Annotated in this window: 27 protein-coding genes; 20 read left to right on the forward strand and 7 right to left on the reverse strand. The window is 41.5% G+C overall.

Annotation, left to right across the window (positions count from 1 at the left end; translation table 11 throughout):
* Positions 1-143: 143 nt before the first annotated feature.
* Positions 144-1,376, forward strand: coding sequence for an NnrS family protein (locus NYF15_RS07240; protein ID WP_371353192.1), 1,233 nt, complete (start codon positions 144-146; stop codon positions 1,374-1,376).
* 29 nt (positions 1,377-1,405) lie between these two features.
* Positions 1,406-2,569: an NO-inducible flavohemoprotein gene (gene hmpA, locus NYF15_RS07245; protein WP_371353193.1), complete on the forward strand. Its 1,164-nt coding sequence runs from the start codon at positions 1,406-1,408 to the stop codon at positions 2,567-2,569.
* A gap of 33 nt (positions 2,570-2,602) precedes the next feature.
* Here the strand turns inward: hmpA and NYF15_RS07250 are convergent, their stop codons facing one another.
* From NYF15_RS07250 to NYF15_RS07265, 4 genes are all read right to left on the reverse strand, one after another.
* Complete coding sequence (locus tag NYF15_RS07250; RefSeq protein WP_130149187.1) at positions 2,603-2,977, reverse strand: hypothetical protein; 375 nt, start codon at positions 2,975-2,977, stop codon at positions 2,603-2,605.
* Positions 2,970-4,595 carry a S41 family peptidase gene (locus NYF15_RS07255; RefSeq protein WP_371353194.1) on the reverse strand — a complete coding sequence of 542 codons (1,626 nt, stop codon included), beginning with the start codon at positions 4,593-4,595 and terminating at the stop codon, positions 2,970-2,972. Before NYF15_RS07255 ends, NYF15_RS07250 begins: the two co-directional genes overlap by 8 nt.
* Before the next feature lie 112 nt (positions 4,596-4,707).
* Positions 4,708-5,346 carry an endonuclease gene (locus NYF15_RS07260; RefSeq protein WP_371353257.1) on the reverse strand — a complete coding sequence of 213 codons (639 nt, stop codon included), beginning with the start codon at positions 5,344-5,346 and terminating at the stop codon, positions 4,708-4,710.
* 150 nt (positions 5,347-5,496) lie between these two features.
* Positions 5,497-6,216 carry a hypothetical protein gene (locus NYF15_RS07265; RefSeq protein WP_371353195.1) on the reverse strand — a complete coding sequence of 240 codons (720 nt, stop codon included), beginning with the start codon at positions 6,214-6,216 and terminating at the stop codon, positions 5,497-5,499.
* Between the two features lie 157 nt (positions 6,217-6,373).
* Between NYF15_RS07265 and NYF15_RS07270 the strand changes: the two genes are divergently transcribed.
* Positions 6,374-6,754, forward strand: coding sequence for a hypothetical protein (locus NYF15_RS07270; RefSeq protein ID WP_062568350.1), 381 nt, complete (start codon positions 6,374-6,376; stop codon positions 6,752-6,754).
* Between the two features lie 5 nt (positions 6,755-6,759).
* On the opposite strand, the gene NYF15_RS07275 is transcribed toward NYF15_RS07270, so the two are convergent.
* A complete protein-coding gene (locus NYF15_RS07275; RefSeq protein WP_062568349.1) occupies positions 6,760-7,200 on the reverse strand; it encodes a PaaI family thioesterase in 441 nt (146 codons plus the stop codon).
* Positions 7,201-7,361: 161 nt separating this feature from the next.
* Here NYF15_RS07275 and lexA point away from each other — a divergent pair, with 161 nt between their 5' ends.
* Positions 7,362-7,979 (forward strand): transcriptional repressor LexA, encoded by a 618-nt coding sequence (gene lexA / locus NYF15_RS07280; RefSeq protein ID WP_062568348.1) that lies wholly within the window; start codon positions 7,362-7,364, stop codon positions 7,977-7,979.
* Positions 7,980-8,109: 130 nt separating this feature from the next.
* On the opposite strand, the gene NYF15_RS07285 is transcribed toward lexA, so the two are convergent.
* A complete protein-coding gene (locus NYF15_RS07285; protein WP_371353196.1) occupies positions 8,110-8,286 on the reverse strand; it encodes a hypothetical protein in 177 nt (58 codons plus the stop codon).
* Positions 8,287-8,492: 206 nt separating this feature from the next.
* Between NYF15_RS07285 and coxB the strand changes: the two genes are divergently transcribed.
* Genes coxB through NYF15_RS07305 form a run of 4 tightly spaced genes read left to right on the forward strand, consistent with a single transcriptional unit; the run spans position 8,493 to position 12,668 of the window.
* Entirely contained in the window at positions 8,493-9,635 is a 1,143-nt protein-coding gene (gene coxB / locus NYF15_RS07290) for a cytochrome c oxidase subunit II (RefSeq protein WP_062568347.1), read from the forward strand.
* On the forward strand, positions 9,635-11,227 hold the full coding sequence (gene ctaD, locus NYF15_RS07295) for a cytochrome c oxidase subunit I (protein WP_130149182.1): 1,593 nt from the start codon (positions 9,635-9,637) through the stop codon (positions 11,225-11,227). Before coxB ends, ctaD begins: the two co-directional genes overlap by 1 nt.
* Positions 11,227-11,781, forward strand: a complete 555-nt coding sequence (locus NYF15_RS07300; protein WP_237120344.1) for a cytochrome c oxidase assembly protein — start codon at positions 11,227-11,229, stop codon at positions 11,779-11,781. Before ctaD ends, NYF15_RS07300 begins: the two co-directional genes overlap by 1 nt.
* Positions 11,782-11,792: 11 nt before the next feature.
* Entirely contained in the window at positions 11,793-12,668 is an 876-nt protein-coding gene (locus NYF15_RS07305) for a cytochrome c oxidase subunit 3 (protein WP_371353197.1), read from the forward strand.
* Here NYF15_RS07305 and NYF15_RS07310 read toward each other — a convergent pair.
* The gene (locus NYF15_RS07310; RefSeq protein ID WP_371353198.1) at positions 12,568-12,879 is read right to left on the reverse strand and encodes a DUF2909 domain-containing protein; all 312 of its coding nucleotides are present in this window, start codon (positions 12,877-12,879) and stop codon (positions 12,568-12,570) included. The two genes, NYF15_RS07305 and NYF15_RS07310, sit on opposite strands and share 101 nt — an antisense overlap.
* A 14-nt stretch (positions 12,880-12,893) precedes the next feature.
* On the opposite strand from NYF15_RS07310, the gene NYF15_RS07315 reads away from it, so the two are divergent.
* The 12 genes from NYF15_RS07315 to cheD all read left to right on the forward strand — a co-directional run bounded on the left by NYF15_RS07315 (position 12,894) and on the right by cheD (position 23,910).
* Complete coding sequence (locus NYF15_RS07315) at positions 12,894-13,643, forward strand: SURF1 family protein (protein ID WP_371353199.1); 750 nt, start codon at positions 12,894-12,896, stop codon at positions 13,641-13,643.
* Positions 13,624-14,118 carry a transmembrane cytochrome oxidase associated protein gene (locus tag NYF15_RS07320; protein WP_371353200.1) on the forward strand — a complete coding sequence of 165 codons (495 nt, stop codon included), beginning with the start codon at positions 13,624-13,626 and terminating at the stop codon, positions 14,116-14,118. The genes NYF15_RS07315 and NYF15_RS07320 overlap by 20 nt, the downstream gene beginning before the upstream one ends.
* 19 nt (positions 14,119-14,137) lie before the next feature.
* Complete coding sequence (locus tag NYF15_RS07325; RefSeq protein ID WP_371353201.1) at positions 14,138-15,127, forward strand: heme A synthase; 990 nt, start codon at positions 14,138-14,140, stop codon at positions 15,125-15,127.
* Between the two features lie 9 nt (positions 15,128-15,136).
* Complete coding sequence (gene cyoE, locus NYF15_RS07330; protein ID WP_371353202.1) at positions 15,137-16,045, forward strand: heme o synthase; 909 nt, start codon at positions 15,137-15,139, stop codon at positions 16,043-16,045.
* A 20-nt stretch (positions 16,046-16,065) separates the two neighbouring features.
* A complete protein-coding gene (locus NYF15_RS07335; protein WP_371353258.1) occupies positions 16,066-16,659 on the forward strand; it encodes an SCO family protein in 594 nt (197 codons plus the stop codon).
* A gap of 169 nt (positions 16,660-16,828) precedes the next feature.
* Complete coding sequence (locus NYF15_RS07340) at positions 16,829-17,101, forward strand: STAS domain-containing protein (protein WP_237120339.1); 273 nt, start codon at positions 16,829-16,831, stop codon at positions 17,099-17,101.
* A 9-nt stretch (positions 17,102-17,110) separates the two neighbouring features.
* Positions 17,111-17,473 (forward strand): response regulator, encoded by a 363-nt coding sequence (locus NYF15_RS07345; protein ID WP_130149168.1) that lies wholly within the window; start codon positions 17,111-17,113, stop codon positions 17,471-17,473.
* A gap of 15 nt (positions 17,474-17,488) precedes the next feature.
* Positions 17,489-19,576 (forward strand): chemotaxis protein CheA, encoded by a 2,088-nt coding sequence (locus NYF15_RS07350; protein WP_371353203.1) that lies wholly within the window; start codon positions 17,489-17,491, stop codon positions 19,574-19,576.
* A complete protein-coding gene (locus NYF15_RS07355; RefSeq protein WP_130149166.1) occupies positions 19,573-20,058 on the forward strand; it encodes a chemotaxis protein CheW in 486 nt (161 codons plus the stop codon). The genes NYF15_RS07350 and NYF15_RS07355 overlap by 4 nt, the downstream gene beginning before the upstream one ends.
* Before the next feature lie 29 nt (positions 20,059-20,087).
* Positions 20,088-22,415: a methyl-accepting chemotaxis protein gene (locus NYF15_RS07360; RefSeq protein WP_371353204.1), complete on the forward strand. Its 2,328-nt coding sequence runs from the start codon at positions 20,088-20,090 to the stop codon at positions 22,413-22,415.
* Positions 22,416-22,478: 63 nt separating this feature from the next.
* Positions 22,479-23,300, forward strand: a complete 822-nt coding sequence (locus NYF15_RS07365) for a protein-glutamate O-methyltransferase CheR (RefSeq protein ID WP_130149164.1) — start codon at positions 22,479-22,481, stop codon at positions 23,298-23,300.
* Positions 23,293-23,910 carry a chemoreceptor glutamine deamidase CheD gene (gene cheD, locus NYF15_RS07370; RefSeq protein ID WP_237120335.1) on the forward strand — a complete coding sequence of 206 codons (618 nt, stop codon included), beginning with the start codon at positions 23,293-23,295 and terminating at the stop codon, positions 23,908-23,910. The genes NYF15_RS07365 and cheD overlap by 8 nt, the downstream gene beginning before the upstream one ends.
* Position 23,911: the final 1 nt, after the last annotated feature.

Genomic DNA, 23,911 nt, shown 5'->3' on the forward strand with positions numbered 1-23,911 from the left:
GAATGTGTTTTATTGATGTTTTTAATGGTGTGTCATTTTGACTTTTTTATCAAGCGATTAAATATAGTTGACTGATATTTAATGGCTTTTATTTTTGGCTTGAACTGTGCAATAGCTGGGGAAATTAAACGCTGAGAGTGGTAATGAAAGTCATTAATTTAACAGAGCCAATGCCAAAAAAAGTAAAGGCTCATCAAGTCAGTCAATGGCCTATTTGGGCATTGGCATTTAGGCCTTACTTTTTGGTTGCTGGTGTATTAGCCGTGGGTTCTATGAGTTATTGGTTACTCATGCTAAGCGGTTATGCCAACTGGCATTTAACTGTACCAGCTACGCTTTGGCATGCCCATGAAATGCTATTTGGTTTTTCAGGTGTTGTTGCTATGGGGTTTTTACTGACAGCAGCGCAAACCTGGACTGGTGTTCCTAGTGTCAGTGGCAGCAAGCTTTGTCTAATGACTGCTGTGTGGTTATTAGCACGTTTGAGTTTCTTTTTACCTGCCATAATAACAGCGAATTTTAATTTATATGTGGTGGGAGTGTTTCAGCTTATATGGTGGTTAGCCGGCATTATTACCCTTAGTAATATGTTGCTCAAAGCAAGTAGTAAGCAGAATTACGTGTTTATCACTATTGCCTCCATGCTATGTGCTCTTAATATTATTTTTTTGGCATTGGTGATTGCTGAAAATATGCTCTTTGCGCTCAGTGTTGCGGATACCGCGGTGATTGTGATGACTTTATTGGTTGGTATTGTTGCAGGCCGTGTTGTGCCATTTTTCACCGCGCGAGGGTTGAATCTTACCGAGCAAGTTCGCCTACCAAGGCTTGATAAACTGGTTGTTGTAAGCTCTTTATTTGCTATTGCTTGGTTCTTCTTTAGTCAATTATTCTTTAATCAAATGAGCGTAGGTTGGGTTTTTGCTTGGCTTGCTTGTTTGCATTTTTATCGCAGTGTCGCTTGGTGGCAAAAGGGGATACTAAAAGTACCTCTGTTATGGTCACTACACCTTTCATATTGGGCTTTGAGCATAGGTTTACTCCTAATTGCACTGAGCAACTATAGTTCGTTCATTTTATTTAAAGATGCGCTGCATTTTATCACTGTAGGTACGATTGGCTTAATGATCTTAGCTATGATGGTTCGTGTGTCTCATGGTCATACCGGCCGCCCCCTAAAAGTGCCATTTATCATTACCTTAGCATTTGTGTGTATTGCCGTTGCTGCGATTATACGCGCTCTCCTTGTATCTTTGATAGGTCACCACTTGGCATGGCAACTGAGTGCAATGCTGTGGATAGCTGGCTTTTTATTGTTCTTATTTCATTGCGTGCCCATTTTAGTTAAACGTCGTGTAGATGGCCGCGTGGGTTAATTACTCCCTTTATAAATAGAGGAAACTATATGTTGTCTGAAAAAACGATCGAGATTGTTAAAAGTACAGTACCGTTGCTAGCAGAGGCGGGCCCTCAGGTTACTGAATACTTTTATGATCGTATGTTTAGTTATAATCCAGAGTTAAAAAATATTTTTAATATGACCCATCAGCAATCAGGCTCTCAGCAATTTGCGTTGTTTAATGCGTTAGCTGCCTATGCTACAAATATTGATAATCTTGCTGTTTTGAAAGACGCTTTAGCGCGTATAAACCATAAGCATACTAGTTATCACATTTTACCTGAGCACTATCCGATTGTAGGTGGTCACTTAATTGCAACGCTTAAGGAGTTGTTGCCTGAGCAGTTTACCGCTGAGGTTGAATATGCATGGCGAGAAGCGTATGCACTGCTTGCAGATGTCTGTATTACAGAAGAAATGGCACTATACAACAAAACTAAGCAAGCCCAAGGGGGTTGGTTTGGTACACGTTTATTTACTATTTCACATAAGCATATCGAGTCAGAGCATATTTGTAGTTTTACTCTGACTCCTTGTGACGGTAAAGCGGTGGTGTCACATCTACCTGGGCAGTATTTGGGTATTAAAGTTAAACCTGAAAACAGTAATAATACTCAAATTCGCCAATACTCTATTTCGCAGCAAAGTAATGGCGAAAACTACCGTATTAGCGTAAAGCAAGAAGGTTTAGTCTCCTACCATTTACATAGCTTGCGCGAAGGCGAGGTAATTGAAGTTTATCCTCCAGCAGGCGACTTTGTGCTTCGCGAAATCGACTCGCCTGTCGTATTGATTTCAGCGGGTGTTGGTCAAACCCCAATGATGGCGATGCTAGAAACACTATTAGGTAATCAACCTAATCAGTCAATCCATTACCTACATGCTTGCGACAGTGAGGCGCAGTTTGCCTTTAAAGAGTATTTAATAAAGCAACAACAAGCGCACGCTTCATTGCATTGTGTTACGTGGTTAAAAGATGGCAAAAGGGGAGATTTTGCGGGCTTGATGGATGTAAACCATATCGCTGATAGCTTACCAATTAGCAAAGGTGACTTTTACCTGTGTGGTCCAGTCGCCTTTATGACAATGATAAAAGAGCAGCTGCTAAGTATTGGGGTTGCAAGTGAGCGCATTCACTATGAGGTGTTTGGCCCTCATCAAAGCCTATGATGACAAGGGCGCAGCCTCTGCTGTGCCTGATTGTTAGTTAACTTCGCACTCTACATTAGGAAGTGGAATACGGCGCTCTTTTTTGGGGTAGTAAAGCAGACATTGCTCGCCTGCTTTTTGCAACAGAAACTTCTCAGAAGGAATTGAATGGGCGCCCATTATTGGCAATCCATCAGGTCCTTTTCCTGTACCATGATCAATTAAAAGCACAGCACTTTTGGTGAACACATCATCAGCTAAGGTCACTAAAGCCCCCCCTTTAGCTGATTGAATGGCCTGTTGTAACTCGGTAATCACGCCTGGGTTGATGCGAGTTAACGTCGCATCTAGCGGTTGTTTTGCTTGGGTACTTTGACACGCAGTTAAACTCATCAGTAATGATGAAATAAAGAGGTATTTTTTACTCATCGATATTTCCTTTTGTTGGTAAGGGGCGTGTTAAGTCCATATTCTCTTTATATAGCGGTTGTTTAGGAACGAGTGGTAAGCCTGTATCCGCTAACGCATTGACTGAGGTGTTGGGCTGTTTGATTTTTGCTGTTTGAGTTGAAATAGGGCAGCGATTATTCGCGATATGGAAAAGTGCTGTAGATAATAAACCTTCGTTTTTATCGCCCAACTGATGGTTAAAATCGTCTGCAGCCAGACAACCTTGCACGTCAGCGTCAAACTGCGGAGTAGGAGTCGGTTTTAAGCCATCTGAATATTCACCGAACCCCTTTTCATTCACTCCCGAAAATTGAATAGTAAAGTAGGTTGTTGCACAGTTATGAGTTGGATTAAACCCGTACGGTTTACCACAAGTCTTATCACCAATTAGAATAACCTCTGCGTTGATGCCTTTGAGCCCATTAATAAATGCTTCTGATGCCGAGCAAGTTCCTTCAGTGCTAAGCACATACACTTTTGATAAGTTTAAATCGGGGAGTGTGTTGTTAGTCGCTTGAAAAGTTGAATAATCAATTTCAAAGTCAATAAATGGAAAGGGCGTATCATTGGGTTGTTTGTCGTTTCTAATGGTTTGATAATAGTCAAAACCTCTACTATTGGCAGGGCCTGCAACCATGTAAGCAAGTTGTGCAGAAAGAGCCAATACGCCACCACCGTTGTATCTAAAGTCAATCACAAGCTCATCGATCATATCGGCTTTGAACTTATTAACAGCATTAATAAGCTCAGGCTGGGCAATGCTTATGTGACTATTAAACTGTATATAACCAACTTTGGTGCCATTTTCAGTGATCAGTGTATTCACATTTTGCACAGGGGTTTGGGTTATATTACCTGCTACCACATTGATTGATTTTTCAGTACCATCATTGCTTCGTAGTTTAAGGTTATGGGAGCTGCCAGCTGTGGGGTTGAACAGTACTTCATTCAAAATTTCAATGCCAGCTTCGGTGTTGTCGTTAATACTTATATTATCCGCCGATAAAACCGTATCACCGCGTTGTAAACCCGCATTGGCGGCAGGTGAGCCATCCTCTAAATAGGCAATGCGTAGTATTCGAGGTGGTGTGTTACTAAGAAAAGCCCAGTTGATTCCGTAGCCCGATACAACACCAGATTGCGACTCTTTGAAAAAATCTTCAGTTGGCTGACTAAAATGAAAGTTGTCTTTGTTAGCGCCTGAGTCTGTCGTTTGAAATGTTTTCAGTTGAGCGTAGTAGGCTGCAACTGAGCTAAAGTCATTAGGGTTGTTGTCTTCGATTTCATCGTACCAAAGGTATGTTTCATCACTCCATGAGCGTAACCACATTTTTTCTGTAAACTCAGAACCAGCAGTGTCGGGGTAAGGCTGATTTTCATTGAATGGATCATTTCCTGTGCGAGGGACGGCGCATTGATCTTTAAACTCGCTGGATGGCGCAAATGTACCGGCTGTCCAAACAGTGGAAGAGTTAGCGGGAGGTGGAGTTACTGTATCTGTGTCAGAGTCTAACGAACTGCCCCCACCGCAAGCCGTTAAATAAAGGCTTGAAAAGAGAAAAAAAGTCGCCTGCGCGAGTTTGTTACTTTTAAACATGAGATTACTTTCCTGTAAACAGTTGTTGAAAAAGTATCAGTAAGTATACGCGATGACAATAAAGGGCGATCTAAATAGTGTAAATAAGTGTATAAATTTTCAGCGCATCATGTCAGTCTGCAGGTTCAAGTTTTTGCCATGCTTCAAAGAGCTTCTGTTGTTTGTTTGAAATAGCGAGTCCATAGGTTTTTTGCATATAGAAGTAAGTATCTGCAATGCGCTTTCGAGCATAAACAGGCGGTTCAACAACACGCTGTTTAAAGTCAACCTTAACAGGACATGCTCCGTACTGTTTGATGTTATTGGCTACCATACCAAAACGATAGTTAGAGCGATCAGCATTAATTTCACCGATGGCCGGTGCTAAGTTATTTATGTCAGCTTCCATTTGACGAAATTTTTTACTCACTTTTCGGCAATTTTTTCTACCACCTTCTTGCCAGCACTGCAGTTGATGACCAAACTCCCAAGCAGGTACAATATGCTCCCACTCAATACGGTGTGCCCGTATATTTTGTTTACCAGAACGAGTGACAGCATTTCGCGGCAGGTAGCCGCATCGCGTTGGATCAGGCACTAACTTTTTACCCTCACGTTTTATATCACAATCACAATATAGGCTCTTAGTGTCGTTTGGTAAGGTCTTTATTAGATATTTTTTGGCACTAGAAAAGCTAGAAAATTGCTCCGCAGAGGTAGTAAAACACACCCCAAGGCAAAATAGTAAAGAGAAAAATAAACGCATATCCATCACATGTGTGAACTACAGGATTTGCTATTGTAGAGTGATAGCTCTAAAAGAAAAAGAGTTTGATTGTTATCGAGATAATCAGTCCGAACAATTCAAACTTCGACAAGTTATAAGCAAGGCACCAAAACAGTGGTGCCGATGCTGGTAGGATTATTTACTGATAATTGAAATTGGCTTACGGCGTTTTATACGTAGGTTTTGTAGTAATAATAAAATGCCAGAAAGACAAAACAGTACGCTGGTGGCTGCAAAGCTTATAAGTAAGGGGTTATTAAAGTCCTCGCGCTCGTCGTAATCCATAATATGCAACATCCAGAAAAAGTCGAAAATACGCCAAATAGTGCTGCGTACTGTAATGATCTTACCTGTAGCGCTATCTAAATACAGGGTGGTTGTCAGCCAGTCATCAAAGCTGACTTGCCAAACATTCGCTTTGTATGCAATTTCTCTGGGTCCTTTTGCTAAAAGCTGTACTTGAGAGGTCTTTGCACTAATGAGTAGGTGTGCTTTAGCATTTTCAATAATCTCAGATTCACTTGGCCTAGCCATTGCCTCACCCGTTATACCATCAAAGGTAAATGTACCGTTTAAAGTGGCAATTTCAATAGTGGGTTTTGTGAGTAAGTGGCTGTATTTTATATCACTAATTTGCTCAAATTGAGTTGTTATTGCATCAATTGATGCCATGTAATCATGTACTTTAAATGGATTACTGAGGCTGCGTTTAGCTAAGTGTTTGCCATGTACTTTTTCAAGTGGAATGGCGCTCATTACCAAGCCACCCAGCAGCCAAAAAAAGATTTGTATGGCGAGCAAGTAACCTAACCATTTATGCACTTTGCGGGCATATTTGAACATACGTTTATTCATAGAAAACCATTTGTTATTTTTGTATAGGCGCTATTGTAAAAGCTTAAATTAGGCTGCCAATGCGGCATAATGTCGCATTAACTGTATTCTAGATTTGGTATATAGACAAAACTGCGTTAAAGTTCCAATCGCTATTAATAGAGGGTAAAACGAAGGTATGTCGGAAATTCAATTTTTAAATGTAGACTTGGAGCTTGAATCAAAACACGATATAAGTGCACTGGTGGCTGATTTAAAGAAAAACGCCATGGTCTTACATTATGACAAAGATGAATATCGCCAACTTGCTCGTATTGAAGCAACAGCTGACATTAGCACGCCAGATAAAGCAATTAATCAATTATGCGAATTAATTGAGTCATGTTCACGCAATGCATTGAAACAGTGGCTTTCGTGTTCAAAACGAACATTTGATATTGGTTTTGAGTCAGGTGACTCGCCAAAATGTTTTAATCAAGCCCTGCACGCAGATACCTTATTACGTATTTCTGCCATTGGCGCAGGGATCGAAATTACCATCTATCCGGTTCAGAGCTAAGCTCGCTATCTTCGTTCTACCACTGCTGCGGTCATACGTGATACGCAGCACAGTTCACCTGCCGCATTACTAATTTTAATTTCCCAAACCGATGTTCTTTTCCCTAGATGAATAGGGCGTGTAATTGCTGTAAGTACGCCTTTGCGTGATGCTTTGAGGTGATTGGCATTTATCTCTTGGCCGACACAATAAAACTTTTCGAAGTCAACAACAAAATTTGCCGCATAACTGGCCACAGTCTCAGCTAGCACAACATTTGCGCCTCCGTGTACCATCCCCATTGGATTATGGTGGGCTGGTATAGCGGGCATGGTGGCAACTAGGTAGTCATCACCAATTTCGGTTATTTCAATGCCCATGGTTTTCATCAAAGTTCCTTCACCTGTAATGCCTTGTGCAAATTGCTGGCATTGCTCCAAAGTGATTGGCTGGTGCCAAATGCTCATGGTATTTCCTTAGCAAGCTAATTAAAGCTACTACCATATTGCATATAACTGTGCTGTTCAATGTTAGTTTTGTAGCAAAATGAGGTGGCTAATTTAAATTTGCGATTTTCAGATAACTGTATATACTCACAGTTAAATGTACTGTATGGAAAACCAGTTGTATGCGCCCATTAACGAAACGCCAATCGCAAATATTAGAACTTATTAAAGTATTTATTAAAGATACAGGCATGCCGCCAACTCGTGCCGAAATAGCTCAAACGCTTGGTTTTAAAAGTGCCAATGCTGCTGAAGAACATCTTAAAGCGCTGGCTAAAAAAGGCATGATAAAAATGAAGCCTGGTGCGAGTCGTGGTATTCAGTTAGTTGAAGAGGATGAGCCAGAACAACTAGGACTCCCTTTAATTGGTCGTGTTGCCGCAGGTGAGCCAATTTTAGCGCAGGAACATGTAGAGAGCCATTGTCAGGTTGATCCATCTTTGTTTAAGCCCGCTGCAGATTTTTTACTACGTGTTAATGGCATGAGTATGAAAGATATAGGCATTATGGATGGTGATTTACTGGCAGTACACAGAACACAAGTGGCTGAAAATGGTCAAGTTGTCGTTGCGCGTGTTGATGAAGATGTGACTGTAAAACGCTTAGAAAAAGCAGGTCGAAAAGTCCTCCTACATGCAGAAAATGACGAGTTTGCACCGATTGAAGTTGATCTCGAACACGAATCTTTCAATATTGAAGGATTGGCAGTTGGGGTTATTCGTAATGCTGATTGGATGTAACGCTAATATACTTAAGTAACTTTAGTGTTCTCAGTCACGCTCGTTTTTTGTTTTGATGTATTGTACTGAGTAAGATGTTTCCAAAATGGTGCGTCAAACTGATTTAATTTGGTGCGACGCCGCTTTTTACCTATTTAGCATCGATTTGTGACCCCTTAGCGTTGCTGGAAGTCCATGTATAGCGCAGTTTTCCTTTCTTTTTGAGTTTTTGCTCTTCTCCTTTTTTTACAAATAACGCTCTGATTATAGTTGTTATTTTTGCACCAAAATAAACATTTCTTAGATTAAAAACTTGCTTATTGTTCATTTTTTAACTAATTGGTTAATACATTGTGTTAACACCGCTTTACTAAAAAGACACAAAATAATGTGCTGTGGTGTTAAACGATGAGCTTGTATCAGATTTCTGTCGTGTTGGTACGTGTTTGCTCTTAACAATAAAAATACGAATGGGCACCTAGCTGTACGCCTTTTCGCTTTGCGTCTTGCAATAGCATCTAAAGGAGCTGTCACATGGGTAAAATGCGTTATGCCTTGTGGCTTATATTAGTGTCTCTACCGCAGTTAGCATTGGCAAATAGTCAATTTAATATGCGTAAAGGGGTAACTGATATAAGTAATAATGTTTATGAGTTACACATGACGATATTTATTATCTGTTGTGTAATCGGCGTCATCGTTTTTGCGGTGATGTTTTGGGCTTTAATACATCATAGAAAATCAAAAGGGGCAAAGCCTGCCCAATTTCATGAAAGCACAAAAGTTGAAATTCTTTGGACTGCCATTCCGTTTGTGATTTTAATTGCCATGGCTGTGCCTGCCACAAAAACCTTAATCGCCATGGAAGATGCCTCTAAGGCGGACATCACCATTAAGGTCACGGGCTCTCAATGGAAATGGCATTACGAATATATGGGTGAAGATATTGCCTATTACTCGATTTTGTCGACACCAAAAGATCAAATAGATAACCAAGCTGAAAAGACAGCAAATTACTTACTTGAAGTCGATAAGCCGCTGGTTCTTCCTATCAATAAAAAAGTACGCTTTTTGATGACTTCTGACGATGTTATTCACTCTTGGTGGGTTCCTGATTTTGCGGTGAAAAAAGATGCAAACCCGGGCTTTATCAATGAAGCATGGACACGAATTAACGAACCTGGTGTTTATCGGGGCCAATGTGCTGAACTGTGTGGTAAAGATCATGGTTTTATGCCTGTTGTGGTTCAAGCATTACCTGAAGATGAGTTTGCAACTTGGTTAGCTGATGCCAAACAAGAAAAAGCGAATGCGGCAGCAGCGGATGCTGCATTACTTGATCAAACACTTGCGAAAGAAGAGTTAATGACACTAGGTGAGCAAGTCTACATGGCTAGCTGTGCAGCATGTCATCAGCCAACAGGTATGGGGCTACCGGGCGTATTTCCTGCGCTTAAAGGCAGCCCTATTGTACTAGGTGATGTTAAAGATCACATTGATATTGTGCTTCATGGCAAGCCTGGTACAGCAATGCAAGCATTCGATAAACAGCTTTCAATTAAGCAGCTTGCAGCTGTCATTACGTATAAACGAAATGCTTGGGGCAATGATACGGGTGATGTTATCCAGCCGAGTCAAATTCAAGCAGCGATTGATGCAGCAGCGGAGGCGAACTAATGAGTAACGTTATTAATGAGCAAGCCACTGAGCATGCGCATCACGACCATCACCCTGCTAAGGGTTTCAAGCGTTGGTTATATACAACAAACCATAAAGATATTGGTAGTTTATACCTCATTTTCTCACTAACCATGTTTCTAATTGGTGGTGCGATGGCAATGGTGATCCGCGCAGAGCTTTTCCAGCCGGGTCTGCAACTTGTTGATCCACACTTTTTTAATCAAATGACGACAGTACATGGTTTGATCATGGTATTTGGGGCTGTTATGCCTGCCTTTACTGGATTGGCCAACTGGATGGTGCCAATGATGATTGGTGCACCTGATATGGCTTTGCCAAGGATGAATAACTGGAGTTTCTGGATTCTACCTTTTGCCTTTTTAATCCTGTTAGCTTCATTGCTTATGCCTGGAGGTGGCCCTGCATTCGGTTGGACTTTTTATGCGCCACTGTCGACTACTTATAGTAACGATAACACCGCACTCTTTGTCTTCGCTGTACATATCATGGGTATTAGCTCAATTATGGGGGCGATTAACGTTATCGTGACCATTGTGAACTTAAGAGCCCCTGGCATGACATGGATGAAGCTGCCATTGTTTGTTTGGACATGGTTGATCACCGCATTCTTATTGATTGCTGTGATGCCTGTGCTTGCCGGTGCGGTGACCATGGTGCTCACTGATAAATACTTTGCGACCAGCTTTTTTGATGCCGCAGGGGGGGGCGACCCTGTGATGTTCCAGCATATCTTTTGGTTCTTTGGGCACCCTGAGGTGTATATCATGATTTTGCCGGCGTTCGGTATTATCTCTACTATCGTGCCGACTTTCTCACGTAAAAAGCTATTTGGTTATGCCTCTATGGTGTATGCAACTTCATCGATTGCGCTGCTTAGCTTCATCGTATGGGCACATCACATGTTCACTACAGGCATGCCGGTTGCGGGTGAGCTGTTCTTTATGTACGCCACTATGTTGATTTCGGTACCGACAGGCGTAAAAGTGTTTAATTGGGTCGCTACCATGTGGCGAGGGTCAATTAGTTTTGAAATCCCCATGATGTTTGCCATTGCTTTTATCGTATTGTTCACCTTGGGAGGTTTCTCTGGCTTGATGCTCGCGATCACACCTGCTGATTTCCAATATCATGATACTTATTTTGTGGTCGCACACTTCCACTATGTACTCGTTACAGGCGCTGTATTTTCTATTATGGCGGGAGCCTATTACTGGCTGCCAAAATGGACTGGCAATATGTATAACGAAACCTTGGCGAAATGGCATTTCTGGTTATCACTGATTAGTGTCAATGTGCTGTTTTTCCCAATGCATTTTGTTGGTCTTGCTGGCATGCCACGCCGTATTCCTGATTATGCTCTGCAATTTGCAGACTTTAACGCCATTATTAGTATTGGTGGGTTTGCGTTTGGCCTGTCACAGCTGCTGTTCGTGCTGGTGGTATTTAAATGTGCCAGAGGCGGCGAAAAAGCACCTGCTAAGGTATGGGACGGTGCAGAGGGGCTAGAGTGGGAAGTTGATTCGCCCGCACCTTATCACACCTTTGAGACACCGCCGGAGATTAAGTAATGAATCATGCACCTTTGCTCAAAAAGCTCCTGCTAGCATGCCTTGGTATGTTTGCATTTGCCTTTGCATTGGTGCCGCTTTACGACGTGTTTTGTGATGTTACGGGCTTAAATGGCAAACCTTCTCTTGAGAAGGCTGTAGTGAGTGACACAGTTAATACTGAACGCTCGGTAGATGTAAGCTTTACAACACATGCACAAAGCGGAGCACCATTTAAAGTTGAGTCCCAGCAGTACAGTGTCGCTGTGCAGCCAGGCGCTATGCGTGAAGTTAAGTTTAGTGCTAAGAATACCAGCAGCACAGACAAAATAATGCAAGCAATCCCCTCGGTATCACCAGGAAAAGCAGCTAAATACTTACACAAAATAGCCTGTTTTTGCTTCGATCAACAGCCTATGAAAGCAGGTGAAGAAATCGAGTTTACCTTATTATTTTATGTCGATACTGAGCTACCGGATGATGTTGAAGAACTGACATTGTCCTATACCGTGTTTGATATTAGCGGGCAGGTTGTGGCTAAAAACGATGAAGCCGCCAAGCTAATTGCTAATTAGGAGCAAACAAAATGAGTCAGAATTACGAAAAATATTATGTACCAACTGAAAGTCCGTGGCCGATTGTCGGTGCAATTGCGATGTTTTTAATTGCTGTTGGCGCTGGTTTAACTGTAATGCAAGTCAGTGGCGAAGGCAGCAGTGGTCAATATGTACTGTATTTAGGCATTGCGATATTAATTTATATGGTTTTCAGCTGGTTTAGGAACGTTATTGAAGAGTCGCATAAGGGGCTTTACTCAGCACAAATGGACCGTTCATTCAGGCAGGGCATGAGCTGGTTTATATTCTCTGAAGTAATGTTTTTTATGGCGTTTTTCGGTGCACTTTTTTATGCCCGTATGATTTCTGTACCTTGGTTGGGGGGGGCTGGTAACAATGCCATGACCAACGAAGTACTTTGGCCAACCTTTGAAGCCGTATGGCCTCTTTTAACCACACCAAGTGGTGACACAACACAGGCTATGGGCTGGCAAGGGCTCCCATTAATTAACACCCTTATTTTACTTACCTCCTCGGTCACAATTCACTTTGCTCATGTGGCAATGGAAAACAATAAGCGAGGTGCGCTAAAAGTATTCTTATCGCTAACCGTGTTATTAGGTGTCGTTTTTTTAGGCTTACAAGTATATGAATATATGCATGCTTATCAGGATCTCGGTTTAACCCTAGATGCGGGTGTATATGGCAACACGTTCTTTTTATTAACTGGTTTTCACGGTATGCACGTGACCTTGGGGACGGTAATTCTGTTTGTCGTACTGTTGCGTATATTCAAAGGTCATTTTAGTCGTGAAAAGCATTTTGCGTTTCAGGCCGCAGCTTGGTATTGGCATTTTGTTGATGTGGTTTGGCTGTGTTTATTTGTATTTGTGTATGTGCTGTAGCGTGACGAAGAGGTGATGGGTTGGTGTGAATAAAGCCCAATTTCATTGCGGCAATAATGATCACCAACACAACAACAGAGAAAAGTACTCTGCGTCCTAAATAGTGTGACATAGGTCGTGCGGTCTGTTTTGCTGACATCATTACAAACAGTGCTCGAAAAAGGTTAAACACAATATATAACAATAACAACACAATGATGATTTTTATCATTTTAGGTTTCCTTGATGCAGTTAATTTTATGGCGTAAACAAAAGCTTAGTTCAATTATCGCAATTTGCGTTGTGATGTTTGCGGTGCTGATTTGTTTGCGTTTAAGTGTTTGGCAGTATCAACGCGGTGAACAAAAACAGCAGCAATTAAGTCAGCTCGCTGTATCAAGCCAACAAGGTGTTATGGATTGGCAAGCACTGCAAAGCTTACCTGATGGTGTTAACAAAACGGGCTTACAGGTCAAAGTCTCTGGAGCGGTTAATAAACATCATTACTGGCTACTTGATAATCAAATATATCAAGGGCAAGTAGGTTATGACTTACTTGCAGCTGTAAGCATCAAAGGAGAAGTAGCCCCTTTAATTGTTAATTTTGGTTGGCTCAAAGCCCCGGCTGATCGCAATCAATTGCCAACAGTGGCTTGGCCTAGCAGTGCGCTTATTACAGCGACAGTTCAAATAAAACAAGGACAGCTTCAAGGCTTTACTTTAGCGGATGAGATTGGTGCAGAAAGTGGCTGGCCTAAACGTATTCAGGGAGTCGATTTAGCCATTTTTAGCCGTCAACTAGAGCAGCCGTTACACGCCTTTATTGGTTATCGTAAAGAAGCAGACGGCTTAGCAACACCCCATTACAAAAGTGTTGTGATGGGTCCTGATAAACATTACGCCTATGCAGTGCAATGGCTGCTAATTGGCTTGGCCTGTGTTGTTATTGCGTATTTTGCGATGAGAAGGAGACATCATGAAAATAAATCCACTTAGTTTGTTTGCTCTGTGTTGTTTTGTGCCCCTTATTCTGGCCTTTGCAGCATTAAAGCTTGAGTGGTTGCCAAGTGGCTCTAGTAATCATGGTGAGCTGTTAAAGACCGAAGTAAAACTCGCTGATTGGCAGCAAGATGATCCTAAGCAATGGACAATTGCACTTAACTATCCAGATGATTGCCAATCAAGGTGTGAAAAGCAGCTTGCGAGTCTTGAAAACTTATACGTTGCTCTAGGAAAAAATCAGCAAAAAGTGGATGTTGCTGTGTTAAGTCGGCAGCAAAAAACAGCAGCGAATTGGCGCCATTTAGAAGAAAACGCAGATCTTCAAGCGGGGGACTTATATTTAGTCGATCATATGGGACTGGTTGTTTTGCATTATCCCTATAAAAACGAACCTGAAGAGAATCGGTTAATTCAAAAAGGCTTACTGAAAGATTTAAAAAAACTACTCAACTACGCACGTTCAAGTTAATACTCGGTAAGGGGCAATAATGTATAAAAATTATAAATATTTAGTCTTATTTACGTGTTTTCTATCTGTTTTAGTGGTGGGGCTTGGGGCATATACGCGGTTAAGTGATGCAGGGCTTGGTTGCCCTGATTGGCCTGGGTGTTACGGGTTTTTAACTGTGCCAAAGCATGAAACTGCACTTTTGCATGTTGAGCAGAATTATCCAGATATGATGTTTGAAGCAGCAAAAGCATGGAAAGAAATGATTCATCGCTATTTTGCAGGAGCATTAGGCCTATTTATATTGGCGTTGTTTGTATTTGCTTGGCTGAAACGTCAATACCCTACTACCCCAGTGAAACTACCGCTAGCACTTTTATTGCTGGTGGTTTTTCAAGCGGCCCTAGGAATGTGGACAGTGACCATGAATCTGCAACCTTTGGTTGTTATGGGGCATTTATTGGGTGGGTTTAGCATTTTATCTTTAGTGTTTTTACTATATTTGCGGCTGACTTCTAAGCCTATTACTGGCGGTGATGCAGGGGCGAGGCCTTATTATAGATTAGCGCTGGTAGGGTTAGTGGTGTTGGTATTACAGATAGCTTTAGGCGGTTGGCTTGCGGCTAATTATGCAGCCCCGCACTGTAATGGTTTACCACTATGTAGTTACGGGCAGCCGTTTTCACTCTCAAGTGTGTTTCAGCTGCCGCTCGAGCACAGTACCTATGAGTATGGCGTGTTATCTCAACAGGCACGCATGTCTATACATTTACTACATCGCGTATGGGCACTGGTAACGTGTGTGGTGCTTGCGTTGATTATGTGGCGAATCTTTTCGAAATCCTATTCTCGAAAGATCAAGCACTGCACTGTAACAGTACTGGTGGCCTTGTTATGCCAGATTTGCTTGGGCCTTGCCGTCGTGCATTGGCATTTTCCATTAGGCGTCGCACTTGCTCATAACTTAATGGCGGCATTGTTGCTTTTGAGCATGGTTAGACTTTGTTTTCATCTAAAAGCAAGAACTTAGGAGGCTGGGATGGCACTTATTTTAGCAACTGAAAAATCAGTAACAGCGCAGATCACTGAATTACTGAAGGACTATCTAGCAATAAGTAAATTTAAAGTTGTTGCGATGTTAGTACTCACGGCTTGGGTAGGATTAGCACTTGCACCTGATATGGGAAGGGATGTATTTGTTCAATTAGCAAGTCTACTAGGCATAGGTTTATTATCTGCAGCTGCGGCAGTAATAAATCATGTCGTTGATAGTGAAATTGATAGCAAAATGGCACGCACACGACATCGCCCTGTTGCAAAAGGCCGCTTAAGTAAGCTGCATGCTCTTAGTTTTGCCGCCACCATTGGCGTACTTGGGTTTATTATGTTGATGATCTGGGCGAATACGCTAACTGCTGTGCTTACGCTGTTTGCTTTGGTTGGCTATGCTTTTATCTATACTTCTTTTTTAAAACGAGCAACCCCACAAAATATTGTCATCGGTGGACTTGCTGGTGCGATGCCACCTTTATTAGGGTGGGTATCAGAAACAGGGCACATGGCAGCTGCGCCTTGGTTATTAGTGATGATTATTTTTACTTGGACACCGCCGCACTTCTGGGCGCTGGCTATTGCACGTAAAAGTGATTATGAGCGGGCAAAAATCCCTATGTTACCTGTCACTCACGGCATTGAGTTTTGCAAAACATGTGTAGTGGCATATTCAATTTTACTGGCCTTAGTATGTGTATTGCCTTACCTAATAGGCATGTCGGGGATTATTTATTTATTTGCTGCAAGTGCCTTAAATGCGGTTTTTATCTATAAAGCGCTAAAGCTAAAATTTGCGCCTAAAGAGGGTACGGCAATGGACTTATTTCGTTTTTCAATCGTACATTTAATGCTACTCTTTATCGCCCTATTTATTGATAAGTGGTTTCTTGTATGAAGCATTTTTTAGCTGTGCTAATGGTATGCCTTAGCCTTATTATCATCGGTTGCGGTAGTGAGAAGTCTGCCCCTGATGTTTCTGCGCTTGTGTATGAGAAGGCAAAGCCAATAAGCCCTTTTTTATTAACTGACCAACATGGAAATCCTGTTGATAATAGTCAATTAAAGGGGCATTGGAATTTACTGTTTTTAGGTTACACCAGCTGTCCTGATATTTGCCCTATGACATTAGCAAAACTTACAAGTGTACAAAAGCAATTGAGCAACGATTATGACGTACAGGTGTGGTTTGTTGCTGTCGATCCAAAGCGAGATACAACGGCTAAACGCAAAGCTTATATTGATTATTTCAATACTGATTTTTTAGCTGTATCAGGGTCGCATAAACAGCTATTTCCTTTTGTGCGGGAGCTTGGCTTAATTTATGCGATTAATGATAGCGATGAGCAAGAGTATGCTGTCGACCACAGTGCTTCGGTGGTGATGGTTGATCAGGCAGGGGCTGTGCGAGCGATTTTTAAACCTGAATTTAAGCAAGGTAGCGTGCCTTTGATTAATGCCAAAACATTAACGCAAGAGTTTAAGGAAATTGCTGACTATTATGCTCTATAACTTGTATAGAGAAGTTAAGTATTTTAAAAGAGAGCAGATGCTCTCTTTTTTTATTTTTCCTCTAACCTACTAAAAAAATTTACTATTTTTTAATTTAAAAAATGGCAATTTTATTAACTCAGTCTAAGCTTTTGTTATGAATTATTAAAAGCTGTGTAAGAGCGCGTTAATGATAAAGCTTCCTACTGAACTCGCAATTACTCATGTTGAGTCACTACACCAAGATTTACTACAAGAATTATCGTCAAATGATGATATATGTCTTGATATCAGTGAAGTAACGAGAGCCGATACTGCGTCAGTACAGCTACTGTGTGCATTGCAAAAACATTTGCTTTCGGTTCAGCATAAAATTATTTGGGTTGGACAAAGCGAGCCGTTGCAACAGGCAATTAATAGTTTGGGATTAAGTCATTACCTTGTGCTTGAAAATGCCAATTAAGAGGTTTTTATGAAAAAAATTTTAGCAGTCGATGACTCAGCATCAATGCGACAAATGGTTGGTTTTACCCTTAAAAAAGCGGGCTTTGATGTGACCGAAGCAAAGGATGGCAGCGAAGCATTGAGTATTGCAAAACAGCAGGGCTTTGATGCGGTTATTTCTGATGTCAACATGCCGGTAATGGATGGTATTACACTGATAAGAGAGTTACGCACTCTACCAAACTACAAATTTACTCCTTTACTTATGCTGACCACAGAATCGGGTCTAGATAAGAAATCTGAGGGTAAAGCTGCTGGCGCAACAGGCTGGATAGTGAAGCCTTTTAACCCAGAGCAATTGTTAGCGGTATTAAAAAAAGTGATTCGCTAACAATAGGAGCGGGGCATGAGTATAGATCTAAGCCAATTTTTTGAAGTGTTCTTCGAAGAAAGCTTTGAAGGACTCGATGCAATGGAAGCTGAGTTATTAAACCTAGTTCCAGGCGAAGAAGACTTAGAAACAATCAATACTATTTTTCGCGCTGCACATTCTATCAAAGGAGGTAGCGGAACATTTGGATTTACATCGGTAGCTGATTTTACCCACGTTCTAGAAACCCTTTTAGACCAAATTCGTGAAGGCTCACGAGACTTAACTGCTGAGCATGTAAACCTACTTTTAAAGTCAGTTGATTGTTTGCGGGCATTATTACGTTCACTGCAGGCTGAGCAACAGCCCGATTTAGCGGAAGCTGATGAACTACGTATAAAATTTGAAGAAATTTTAGGTATGCGTGCAGCAACAAAAGCCGCGGCAAGTGATACAAATAGCGAAGAGCCCAGCACAGAAAGTAGTCGCAATACCTTTCAGATAGATTTTAAGCCTCACCACCATTTATTTAAAACAGGTAACGAACCGCTTTATATGATCAGCGAGCTTGCTGAGCTAGGTGATCTTGAAACTCAGGCATTTCAAGATGATGTGCCAGATATCACTGACTTTGCACCTGAAGAGTGTTTTTTATCTTGGCGCTTCTTTTTAACCACAGATAAAGAGCAAAGCTGCATCGAAGAGATTTTTGAATGGGTCGAAGATGATGCTGATATCACCATTACGCTATGCGGTGGATTATTTGGTGATGAACTAGAAGAAACAAAAGTAGCACAAGCAGCCACTGATACAGAGATCAAAGAGGCAGAAACTGCGGCTAAGCCAACGGCGGAAGTTAAGAAGTCAGCTCCTGTTAAATCAGCCGCGGCCAATACAGAGTCTACTTCGATTCGTGTTGGAATCGATAAGGTGGACTCGCTAATTAACATGGTCGGTGAGCTCGTTATTACACAAGCCATGCTTAGCCAGTTGGGTGAGCAAGAGATAACTGAAGCAACCATTGCCTCTTTACAAGAAGGGCTTGCTCAACTCGCTCACAACACTCGGGATTTACAAGAAAATGTGATGCGTATAAGAATGTTGCCGATTAGCTTCGTTTTTAGCCGTTTTCCACGTTTGGTGCGTGATATTTCTCAAAAACTCGACAAGCAAGTTGAGCTAAAGCTTTTAGGTGAACAAACCGAGCTGGATAAAACTGTGATGGAGAAAATCTCTGATCCTATGGTGCATCTAGTCAGAAATTCACTTGATCATGGTCTAGAGACAGTCGAAAAACGAGTCGCAGCAGGTAAAGATCCGGTAGGTACCGTTACGTTGAATGCTTTTCATCAAGGCGGGAACATTGTTATTGAGATCATGGATGATGGGCAGGGTTTAAATACCACGAAAATCCGTGAGAAAGCGATAAAAAATGGCTTAATTTCCGAGTCTGATGATCTTAGTGATAATGAAATTAACGAACTCATTTTCTTACCTGGTTTTTCGACCGCAGATCAAGTGAGCGATCTATCCGGACGAGGCGTCGGCATGGATGTGGTAAGAAGAAATATTGAAGCACTGAGCGGGTCAGTCGAAGTATCTTCAGCCCCCGGTGTAGGCTCAACCTTTACTATTCGTTTACCACTGACATTAGCGATTCTTGATGGCCAGTTAGTTCGTATTGCTGAGCATACTTACATCATTCCACTCATTTCGATAATTGAATCTCTCCAAATAGATATCAGTAAAGTAAGTCGGGTAGGCAAGGATTTAGACGTATTGCGCCTGCGTGATGAATATATTCCTATCTTACGTTTATACACTATTTTTAATCACCAAGGTGCGATAGAGACGCTTGATAAGACCTTGTTAGTTGTTGTTGAAAGCGACAACCAAAAAGTGGGTCTATTGGTGGATGACTTACTGTCTCAGCAACAAGTGGTTATCAAAAGCCTAGAAGCCAATTATCAAAAAGTAGATGGTGTGTCTGGCGCAACAATATTAGGTGACGGTCGGGTTTCGTTGATTGTTGATATTAGTGGATTGATTAAATTATCAGGCCTGAAAAAACCGGGAAGCCAAGAGCTTATCATCGAGTCTAAAGCTAGTTTGGAGGCGTCATGATTACACCGCAAGACGACCTACATAACAAATTAACTTTAGAACAAGATCAGGATGTGAAACAGTTTCTAACGTTCATTATGGCAGATGAAGAATATGGCGTTGATATTTTAACCGTTCAAGAAATTCGCAGCTGGGAAGAGATAACCGTCATTCCAAATGCGCCAGATTTTGTTAAAGGGGTAATAAATCTGCGAGGCACCATAGTGCCTATTATTGATTTGCGGCGTCGTTTTGCGATTCCTGCTATTGAGTATGGGCCGCTTACGGTGGTGATTGTTCTTAAGGTGAAATTAGAAAGCACAAGTAAAATTATGGGTATCGTTGTCGATGCCGTCTCGGATGTCTATAGCATTGCTGAGCATGAAGCAAAAGCAGTGCCCCACTTATCAGATTCGGAGCATGCGCAATTTGTGGCAGGTTTGGTGAATGTGGGTGAAAAAATGGTCGCATTATTAGACCTACAAAAAACGATGGACATTTAATTGGGTTGATTAACAAGAAGGTGAAGGGTATGGGATGGTTTAGCAGTCCTAAAAGTGTTGAGTCAAATAATGATTTAATTGTTACTGCATTGAATAAATCACTTGCAGTGATTGAATTTCAACCATCGGGAACAATCTTGACAGCCAATGCAAATTTCTTAAGCGTCATGGGTTACCGGCTTGAGGAGATTCAAGGCCAGCATCACGCGATGTTTGTTGCTGAAGAAGAGTCTCAAAGCACCGAATACCAGAAGTTCTGGCAGCGTTTGCGAAGTGGCGAATTTATCTCTGATGAGTTCAAGCGCATCGGTAAAAATGGCCAAGAGATTTGGATTCAAGCGACCTATAACCCAATTATTGATAGTAACGGTCAAGTCGTTAAAGTCATTAAGTTTGCCAGTGATATATCAGCACAAAAAGAACGAGACAAACAATCACAACGTGATGCAGATTTATCTAACGCGTTACGTGTTTGCCAAGCAAACGTGATGATTGCGAACAATGATCTTGAAATTATTTTTGTTAATGAGCAGGTAAAACAAATGCTAAAGGCGCGTGAAAGTGACCTGCAGTCAGTATTACCTAATTTCTCGGTAGCAAATTTAGTGGGTACCTGTGTTGACGATTTTCATAAAAAACCAAGTCATCAGCGTGAATTTTTAAAGGCACTGACAGAGCCTTATAAAACCACCTTGCGACTTGCTGGTTTAATTTTTAGTTTGATTGCTACTCCTTGGGTGAATAGTGCTGGCAAGCGCTTAGGAACCATCGTTGAGTGGCAAGATATTACTGACAGTGTTAACAAAGCTGAGGCTGAAAAGCGTGAAGCTGAAGAAAACCTGCGAGTGCGTCGTGCGCTTGATAGGGTCGCAACAAATACCATGATAGCTGATGCGGGTAATAATATTATCTACATGAATGAAGCTGTATTGAACATGATGAAAATTGCTGAAAGTGACTTGCGTAAAGACTTGCCTAACTTTAATAGCAACAACTTAATCGGTCAAAATATCGATGTATTTCATAAAAACCCTGCCCATCAACGCAATATGCTGGCAAAACTTAGCAGTACCTACAGTACGGAGATTGTTGTTGGCGGACGTACCTTTGGTCTTGTGGCAAATCCTATTTTTACACCAGATAATGAGCGCATTGGTACAGTGGTGGAATGGGAAGACAGAACAGCCGAGGTTGCAATTGAAAAAGAAATTGCTGGTTTAGTCGCTGCCGCAGGTAAGGGGGACTTAGAAGCCCGTGTCGAAGAAACAGGTAAAACTGGCTTTTTCCTACGCTTAGCGCAAGGTTTAAATAGCATGGTGGCTATTGTTGACGATGCAGTTAAAGACACTGGTAATATGCTTGATGCTATGGCGAACGGCGACTTATCAAAACGTATTGAACAAGAATACCAAGGGTCATTTGAGAAATTAAAACGTGATGCCAATGCCACGGCTGATAAATTAACGGAAGTGATTAATCGTATTAATAGCTCTGCGACATTAGTTGCTAGTGGTGCTGAAGAAATCTCGCAAGGCAATGCTGACTTGAGTCAACGCACTGAAGAGCAAGCATCTTCACTTGAAGAAACAGCATCAAGTATGGAAGAAATGACCAGTACAGTTCGTCAAAATGCTGATAATGCCAAAGAAGTGAACGAACTTGCCGAGGAAACACGTGCTAAGGCGCAAAAAGGTGGTGAAGTTGTTAATCGCGCAGTAACAAGTATGTCGGCCATTAATGAGTCGAGTAAGAAGATTGCCGATATTATTAGTGTGATTGATGAAATAGCTTTCCAAACGAACTTACTCGCATTAAATGCCGCTGTTGAGGCTGCAAGAGCGGGTGAACAAGGTCGAGGGTTTGCTGTGGTTGCAGGGGAAGTGCGTAATCTTGCACAGCGCTCTGCGGCAGCTGCAAAAGAAATTAAAGAGTTGATCCGCGATAGTGTAGGTAAAGTCGAAGACGGTACTCTACTGGTTAATGAATCTGGCTCAACACTACAAGAAATTGTGACTGCCGTACAAAGAGTCACAGCCATGATCTCTGATATTGCCCAAGCATCAGAAGAGCAAAGTTCAGGTATTGAACAAGTCAATAAAGCAATTGCACAAATGGATGAAATGACTCAACAAAATGCAGCATTAGTTGAAGAGGCATCTGCGGCTGGTGAGTCAATGGCTGAGCAAGCAAATGATATGCGACGTTTATTGAACTTCTTTTCGCTCTCAGCGCAAGAAGAAACAGACATAACCAGCCGTGCTTCGAGTGTATCTGTTAAGCGACCAAGCCAATCGGGGCCAGTCTCGCCCAAAGGTAATAATTTTGTAGACCCAAGTGACGAGTGGGAAGAGTTTTAAAACTCTTCCCTCTCTACATCGCTAATACAATGTGTATTCCCTCTAAGGCTGGTGGGTCAAATTATGAAAGAGTTTTTACTAACGGATAGTGACTTCAAAAACATTTCATCTCAGGTATACGATGCTTGCGGTATCGTACTTGCTGAGCATAAGCGTGAAATGGTGTATTCACGCTTGGCAAGGCGACTTAGGTTACTTAAGTTAAAGAGCTTTAAGGACTATTTAGCTTTTTTAGAAGAACATAAAGAGCGAGAATTTAGTGAGTTTATCAATGCGATTACCACAAATTTGACGTCATTTTTTCGTGAACCACATCACTTTAACTATCTGAAAAATACTATAGTGCCGAGGCTATTGACTACAAATGCAAAGCAAAAGCGAGTGCGCGTTTGGTCAGCAGGCTGCTCCACAGGGGAAGAACCCTATACGATAGCAATGACTCTAAGTGGTCTGTTTCCGACTAATTGGGATGTAAAAATTCTGGCCACTGACCTTGATTCAAACGTACTTGCTAAGGCGCAAGCTGGTACTTATACAGCGGCCAATGTAAATGGGCTCGATAAAAGTCAGCTAAAACGTTGGTTTTTAAAAAGTCATGATGGTCAGCTCTATAAAGTAAAACCACAGTTACAAGAGAATATCTTTTTTAAGAGATTGAATTTACTTGAGCAGTGGCCGATGAAGGGATCATTTGATGTCATTTTTTGTCGCAACGTGGTTATTTACTTTGACAAGCCGACAAAAGATACGCTTTTTCATCGTTACTTTGACTTACTGAGTGATGCGGGGCATTTGTTTTTGGGGCATTCAGAAACTATGGGCAAAGACCATAAAGAATTTAAAAACTTAGGCCAAACGATTTATCAAAAGGTGGTCAATGAATAGTCATTTCAAACCAGTATTATCAGGGTTTGAGCACGTAAAGCGTTTTTGGGATAGTCACAGGCAAAAGGTTGTCGCAAAAGTGTTACCGGGTGAATTCTATGTCTCTAAAAATGATGAACTGATCACCACCGTACTTGGCTCATGTATTGCTGCATGTATCTATGATCAAGGGTTAGGGATTGGTGGTATGAACCACTTTATGCTGCCAATGCAAAAAGGCGTGGATCCGAGTAATGCTCACAGTTTAAATTGCCGTTATGGTAACTGGGCCATGGAGTTTTTAATTAATGAAATCCTTAAAAATGGTGCATCAAAACGTAATTTAAAAGTGAAGCTATTTGGTGGTGGTAAAATTATTCGCTCAATGACAGATATAGGTGTCGGTAATATTCGCTTTGCAAATGCATATGTACTTGAGGAAGGTTTAGATTTAATATCACATGACGTCGGTGGGCCTTGGCCTCGTAAAATAATTTTTAATCCTCAGACGGGTCAAGCACAAGTGAAAAAGCTGCGTGATCTGCATACTGATAAACTAGAGAAACGTGAAGTTAAATACTTACACGAAATCGAGCAGCAAGATGCTGGAACAGACATTGAGCTATTTTAGG

Source organism: Pseudoalteromonas sp. 68 DY56-GL68 (assembly GCF_041414825.1).
GTDB lineage: Bacteria > Pseudomonadota > Gammaproteobacteria > Enterobacterales > Alteromonadaceae > Pseudoalteromonas.